The following is a 5960-nucleotide window of genomic DNA, read 5'->3' as shown; positions in this document are numbered from 1 at the left end:
ATGTCGGCGTCCGAACCGCGCGGATGTTCCTCGCGCGCGTCACGGCGGCACGCCGCTCCGGGTCCACTCGCCCGGGGTGGCGTGCCGCCGCCGTCGTACGGTGCCGGGTCAGTCCCGCCCGTGCAGGGTGAGGTCCACGGACACCGCGCGGTGGTCGGAGCCCGCGATGCCGAGGAAGCGGGCGCCGTGGACGGTGAAGTCCTCCGAGACCAGCACGTGGTCGATCTGGGCGCCGAACGCCGGGGTGGTCCGGGACGGCCAGGTGGGCGTCCGGTCGGCGCCGGCCAGGCGGGCGGCGTCGCGCAGCCCGGTGTCGAGGACGCGGCGGAAGGCGGCGTGGTCCTGGGTGGCGTTGAAGTCGCCGGCGAGGACGGTGGGGGTGCCGGGGTCCGCGGCGGCGGCGTCGCGCACCGCCTCCAGCTCCTCGCGCCAGAGGCCGACCTGGCCGGGCAGCGGGGGCATCGGGTGGGCGAGCTGGAGCCGTACGGGGTGCCCGCGCACGTCGGCGACGGCGCCCGGCATGCCCATCGTGGCGGGGATGCCGGCGCCGGCCCGCAGCGGGAAGCGGCTGAGGATGACGCTGCCCTTGGAGCCGCCGCCCTCGACGGCCCGGCGGTGGGGGTAGTCCGCCGCGAGGTCGCGGCGCAGCGCCGCGTCGCACGTGTACTCGCACTCCTGGACGAAGACGAGGTCCGGCTCCTCGCGGCGCACCGCGTCGACCAGCGCGCCGGTGCCCTGTCCGAACTCGACGTTCGAGGTCAGCACCCGCAGCTCGGCCACGGGAGGGCCGGTGGGGCCGTCGGTCGTGCCGTACGGCTCGGTGAACCAGGCCAGCAGTCCGAGCAGGACCACCCCCCACACGGTCCCGGTCCACCAGCGGGCGAGCAGCGCCAGCAGCAGCCCGGCGCCCGTGGGCACCAGCAGCCACGGCAGGAACGCGAGCAGCTGCGGCACCGGCGTGACACCGTCGGTGCCGGCGGTCCGGCATCCGACGACCACGCTCACCGCGGCGAACAGCAGCCCGGCGCACCACGCCCCGAGCCCCCGCCGCCGCTCCCGCCCGCCCGGCGCGGGCCCGGCCGTCATGCCCTCCGCCGCCGCGGTGCCCACGCTTCCCACGTCCCCCTTGCTTCCCACGCCGCTCCCACGGCTCTCCTCAGGACTCCGCGTCGACGCGGGCCAGGAACTCCCCCAGGGCCGCGTTGAACGTCTCCGGCCGCTCCAGGTTCGGCATGTGGGCCGCGCCCTCGACGACGCACAGGGTGGAGTCGGGCAGCAGCGCGTGCAGGGACTCGGCGCCGGAGACCGGGGTGTACTCGTCGTCGGTGCCCACGACGACCAGGGCCGGGACCGTGGCGCGGGCGAGCAGCTCGCGGTAGTCGCGGCGTTCGGCGCGGGCGCGCAGGGCCGCCGCGGCGCCCTCCGGGCGGGTGGCCGTCATCATGCGGTGGACGTGCGCCTTGACCTCCGGGTCCGCGTACGGGGCGACCATCTTCTCCAGCACCTCGTCGGCGTACCCGCGCATGCCCTCGCGCAGCAGGCGGTCCGCCATCGCGTTGCGGATCTGCTTTCCCTCGGGAGTCTCGGCCACCGGGGAGGTGTCGGCCAGGACCAGACCCCGGACGCGGCCGGGGAAGCGGCCGTAGCACTCCATCACGATCTGGCCGCCCATCGACAGTCCGGCCAGGACGCAGGACGCCACGCCCAGCTCGTCCAGCAGCGCCTCGATGTCCTCGGCGAACCGGGCGAAATCCGTGAGGGCGGGGTCGAGCGGAGAGGCGCCGTAGCCGCGCAGGTCGGGGGCGACGACCCGGCGGGAGGACGAGAACGCCTTGATCTGCGGGGCCCACATGGTGCGGTCGAAGGGGTGGCCGTGGACGAGGACGAGCGGGGTGGCCGGGGTGCCGGTCCCCTCGCCGTCGCCGCCGTGGTCCTCGTATGCGAGAAAGGGTGCCATGGCGGTGACCCTAGGCGGGTCCAACTCACGGCGGCAACGGAGTACTTGGGGCGCCCGGGGCGCTGGGGGTGTTTGGGGCGGGTTCCGGTCCGGTGCCGACGGCCGGGGGGCCGGTGGCCGGGGTGCCGACGGCCGGGGGGCCGGTGGCCGGGGTGCCGGTGGCCGGGGGGCCGGTGGCCGGGAGACCGCGGCGCCGTGGGAGCACGCCGGTCAGCCAGGAGGCCAGGGCCACGGCCAGGCCGAGGGCGGCCAGGAGCCAGGAGGCCGTGCGCAGGGTGGCGGTGAGAGCGTCGTACACGGCGGCCGCCGCGGGGCGGTGGGACGGGCCGGGCAGGCCGGTGAGGGTGAGGTGGCGTCCGACCGCGACGGCGAGGGCGAGCAGCGCGCCGCCGAGGGCGGTGCCGAGGCCGGTGGCGGTGACCGCGCGGCGGCGGCAGGTGGCGGTGGCGATGCCGGCGACGGCGAAGACGACGGCCGCGCAGGGCAGCCAGCGGGCCGCGACGTCGAGCACGTGGAAACCCTTCCTCAGCCGGTCGGTCTCCGCGGCCGGCAACACGGTGACCTCGGTGTGCCGGACCGGGATGCGGTGGGCGAACGGCACCCGGTCGCGGGCGAGTTCGTTTTTGACGCGGGCGGTGACCACGGCGAGGTCCACGGTGACCGGGCGGTCGTCCGCGGGCTCGGTGCGCACGGCGCGCAGCACGGCGCCGTGCACGGTGCGGTTGGCCGTGTCCCAGCCCGCGCGGAACGCCTCGGTCCGGGTGAACGACCGGGCCGCGTCCCGTACGAACGGCCCCATGGCGCCGCGCAGCGGACCGGCACCGGCCTCCCGGACGATCCCGTCCTCCAGCACGTCGGCGACCGCCTCCCGTACGTCCGGGTCGGCGGCCAGCGGTGCCATCGCGGCGGTGTAGCGGCCGGTGTCGGCGAGGTCGTACGCCGCCCAGGCCGCCAGCGTGCCGCACGGCACGAGCAGACCGGCGAGGACGGTCAGGACGGCCGACAGGACGTTCCGCGGGCGGGGGGACACCCTTCCAGGCAAGCCCCGGTGGGGCGGGCCGCGCGAGCGGCGGTACGGCAGATGGGCGTACCCGTCCGCCGGATGAGGGACGGGCGGTGTCCTGCACGGCGTCTGACCTGCGGTTTCGCGCTCTCCGGTGGAGGCGTCACCCGGACGGGTGTTTCCTGGTGCGGGGGAGTCCCGGGGACGACCCCGGGGAGCTCCGAGGGAGACCTCGGGGAGAAGGGAGCCGAACATGCGCACCACTGCGGCCCTGCGGTCCCTGGCCGCGGCCCTGCTCACCGGCGGCACCCTCGTGGGCGCCACGGCGGGTACGACGGCAGCGGCGGCGGCGGCCTCGTCAGCGGCCCCGGCGGCCCCATCGGCCTCGTCGGCCTCGTCGGCCTCGTCGGCCTCGTCGGCCTCGTCGGTCTCGTCGTCCCTGGCGGCGGTCCGGCCGGCGTACGCCGACGGCCCCGTCGTCCCCGGCGGCACCGCCGAGCGCGGCCGCCCGATCCCGGGCACCGTCACCTCGTCCACCGCCCTCGCCGTGCGGGAGGCGCCCACCAGCCACGCCGCCGCCGTCGACCGGCTCGCGCCGGGCACCCGGGACCGCATCCTGTGCGCGGTCCGCGGGCAGAGCGTCAGCGGAAACCCGTACTGGTACTGGCTCGTCGGTGCGCGGGGCTGGGCGAGCGCGGCCTTCGTGGACTCCCACGGCCGGTGGGTGCCGAACTGCGCGGACCCGTGCCCGGTGTGGAAGGACGGTCACTGGACCAACTGGGACGAGCCGGTCGTGAACGACGACTGGTGGCGCGACTGGGGCGTTTCCGGCTGACCCGCCCGTCCCACCTCCACATGTCAGGCGGTGGATCGCCGCTCCGTGCCCTCCCGCGTGTAGTAGCGGTAGAACAGCATGACGAAGAGGGCCGCGCCGACCAGCAGCCCCATCCCGGAGGACTTCAGCACGGTCGCCTCGGCGGACTGGCTGTACAGGAAGCCCAGCGCGATCCCGGCGAACGCGGCCCACACCGCGGCGTGCGCCTCGCGCCTCAGCCGCTGGGCCACCGCGCGGACGGCGATGTACAGCACCATGAACACCAGCGCGGTCAGGAAGCCGAACAGCAGGTTCCAGCCGGTGATGGGGCCGCCGCCGCGCCGGTTGGCCGCGGCCCAGTAGCCGTAGAGCAGCCCGAGCACGACGGGCACCGCCCACTTCGCGGCGGTGTGGACGCCTTCGCCGAAGACGTCGGGCGTGTCGGGCGTCCGGCCGGGCGCGCGCCCGGGTGCGTCGCCGCGTCTGCTCGTCCCGCCGGAGGCGGGTGCCGCATGAGCCATGAGGGCACTCCTCTCTCTGCTCACCCCCGCCTTCCAGCGCACACCGGGGGAGGACGGGCGGCAAGTCGGCGCGTCGGAGGAGGTGCCCGCGGGAGGTGCCCGCGGGAGGTGCCCGCAGGAGGTGCCCGCGGGAGGTGCCCGCGGGAGGTGCCCGCAGGAGGTGCCCGCGGGAGGTGCCCACGGAAGGCGCCCGCAGGAGGTGCCCGTCCGGATGCGGGGCGCGCGGATGCGGCGCGCGCGGGCCCGTGTTTCGCTGGGCGGATGAGGGGTGGTGGCGTCCTGAGGCCGGCGGCCGGCCGGGCGGCCGGCGCCGCCCGCCCGCCGCGCGCCCGGGACGGCGGCGAGGCGGTGCACCGGGAACAGCCGCTGCTGCGGCTGCGCGGCCGGAGCGTCGGCTGGGTGCCGCCGCTGCTGCTGCTCGCCGGCATCGCGCTGGCCGACTTCAACACCACCGGCGAGTTCCGGATCATCTCCTGGATCGTGCTGGTGCCCGGCATCGCCGCCGCGCTGTGCGGGGTGTGGGGCACGGCCGTCTTCGCGGCGCTCGCCCTGCTCACCTACGTCACGGTGGACAGCGCCTGGCCGCACCAGTACCAGACCGGGCTGCCCGACTTCATCCTCGTCACCGTCGGCAGCATCCTGGCCGTCGCCGCCTGCGTGATCCGGGTCCGCGGCGAGCGGCGCATGCTGCACATGCGGGACGTCGCCGACACCACCCGCCGCACCGTCCTGCGCCCGCTGCCGCCGGGCTGGGGCGGCCTGGACCACGCCGGCGTCTACCTCGCCTCGGACACCGAGGCCCGCGTCGGCGGCGACTTCTACGACATCCAGCCCGGCCCGCACGGCACCCGCGTCCTCCTCGGCGACGTCCAGGGCAAGGGGCTCGGCGCGGTCGAGGCGGCGGCGGCCCTGCTCGGCACCTTCCGCGAGGCCGCCTACCACGAACCCGACCTGGCCACGGTCGCCGAACGCCTGGAGACCCGCATGCTCCGGCACCGCTCCCACACCGCCGCCCTCGGCCTCCCCCAAGCTCTCGGCTCCGCTCGAGCAGGGGGGACCCCCATCGACGGCGACCGGTTCGCCACCGCCGTATTGCTCGGCTTCCCCGACGACGCTCCCGACGCCGTGGACGCCGTCGTCTTCGGTCACGAACCGCCGCTGGCCGTCGGTCCCGGCGGCGTACGGCAGCTGCCGGCCGGCGGCGGGCTCCCGCTGGGCCTCGGCGAGCTCGCGCCGAGCCGCCCCACGGTGCGCCGGCTGCCGCTCGCCCCCGGCGAGACGCTGCTGCTGGTCACGGACGGGGTGACCGAGGCCCGCGACCGGAAGGGCTGCTTCTACCAGCTGCGCGACGAGGTGGCCCGCGCGGTCGCGGCCGACCTCGGCGTCGCCGAGCCGCGCCGCCTGGCCGCCCACGTCCGGGACGGCACGCTGCGGCACTGCGGGGGCCGCCTGGGCGACGACACGACGGTGTTCGCGGTACGGCGCCCGCGGCCGTCCCGGGAGGGGTGAGGGTGCGTGGTGCGGTGGTCGCGGTCGGCCTGGGGGAGAGCGTTCGCGGTATGGCGCCCGTGGCCGTCCCGGGAGGGGTGAGGGTGCGTGGTGCGGTGGTCGCGGTCGGCCTGGGGGAGAGCGTTCGCGGTATGGCGCCCGTGGCCGTCCCGGGAG

6 protein-coding genes are annotated in these 5960 nt (G+C 76.7%); 2 read left to right on the top strand and 4 right to left on the bottom strand.

What is annotated here, in order from left to right:
• Positions 1 to 108: 108 nt before the first annotated feature.
• The 3 genes from ABZ340_RS11805 to ABZ340_RS11795 form a co-directional block, all read right to left on the bottom strand.
• Positions 109 to 1086, bottom strand: a complete 978-nt coding sequence (locus ABZ340_RS11805; RefSeq protein WP_358781661.1) for an endonuclease/exonuclease/phosphatase family protein — start codon at positions 1084 to 1086, stop codon at positions 109 to 111.
• 70 nt (positions 1087 to 1156) lie between these two features.
• Complete coding sequence (locus ABZ340_RS11800; protein WP_358781590.1) at positions 1157 to 1957, bottom strand: alpha/beta hydrolase; 801 nt, start codon at positions 1955 to 1957, stop codon at positions 1157 to 1159.
• Between the two features lie 25 nt (positions 1958 to 1982).
• Entirely contained in the window at positions 1983 to 2987 is a 1005-nt protein-coding gene (locus tag ABZ340_RS11795) for a hypothetical protein (RefSeq protein ID WP_358781589.1), read from the bottom strand.
• Positions 2988 to 3213: 226 nt separating this feature from the next.
• On the opposite strand from ABZ340_RS11795, the gene ABZ340_RS11790 reads away from it, so the two are divergent.
• Complete coding sequence (locus ABZ340_RS11790) at positions 3214 to 3795, top strand: SH3 domain-containing protein (RefSeq protein ID WP_358781588.1); 582 nt, start codon at positions 3214 to 3216, stop codon at positions 3793 to 3795.
• 23 nt (positions 3796 to 3818) lie between these two features.
• On the opposite strand, the gene ABZ340_RS11785 is transcribed toward ABZ340_RS11790, so the two are convergent.
• Complete coding sequence (locus ABZ340_RS11785; protein ID WP_358781587.1) at positions 3819 to 4295, bottom strand: hypothetical protein; 477 nt, start codon at positions 4293 to 4295, stop codon at positions 3819 to 3821.
• Positions 4296 to 4556: 261 nt separating this feature from the next.
• On the opposite strand from ABZ340_RS11785, the gene ABZ340_RS11780 reads away from it, so the two are divergent.
• Entirely contained in the window at positions 4557 to 5804 is a 1248-nt protein-coding gene (locus ABZ340_RS11780; RefSeq protein WP_358781586.1) for a PP2C family protein-serine/threonine phosphatase, read from the top strand.
• Positions 5805 to 5960 lie beyond the last annotated feature (156 nt).

The organism is Streptomyces sp. NPDC006134, assembly GCF_040628835.1.
Classification (GTDB): domain Bacteria; phylum Actinomycetota; class Actinomycetes; order Streptomycetales; family Streptomycetaceae; genus Streptomyces.
This window is presented reverse-complemented; position numbering and strand designations above follow the sequence as displayed.

Excerpts from the sequence above, each read along its gene's own strand:
- ABZ340_RS11780 (WP_358781586.1), top strand. The coding sequence starts at position 4,557 with ATGAGGGGTGGTGGCGTCCTGAGGCCGGCGGCCGGCCGGGCGGCCGGC.
- ABZ340_RS11785 (WP_358781587.1), bottom strand. The coding sequence starts at position 4,295 with ATGGCTCATGCGGCACCCGCCTCCGGCGGGACGAGCAGACGCGGCGAC.
- ABZ340_RS11790 (WP_358781588.1), top strand. The coding sequence starts at position 3,214 with ATGCGCACCACTGCGGCCCTGCGGTCCCTGGCCGCGGCCCTGCTCACC.
- ABZ340_RS11805 (WP_358781661.1), bottom strand. The coding sequence starts at position 1,086 with ATGACGGCCGGGCCCGCGCCGGGCGGGCGGGAGCGGCGGCGGGGGCTC.
- ABZ340_RS11800 (WP_358781590.1), bottom strand. The coding sequence starts at position 1,957 with ATGGCACCCTTTCTCGCATACGAGGACCACGGCGGCGACGGCGAGGGG.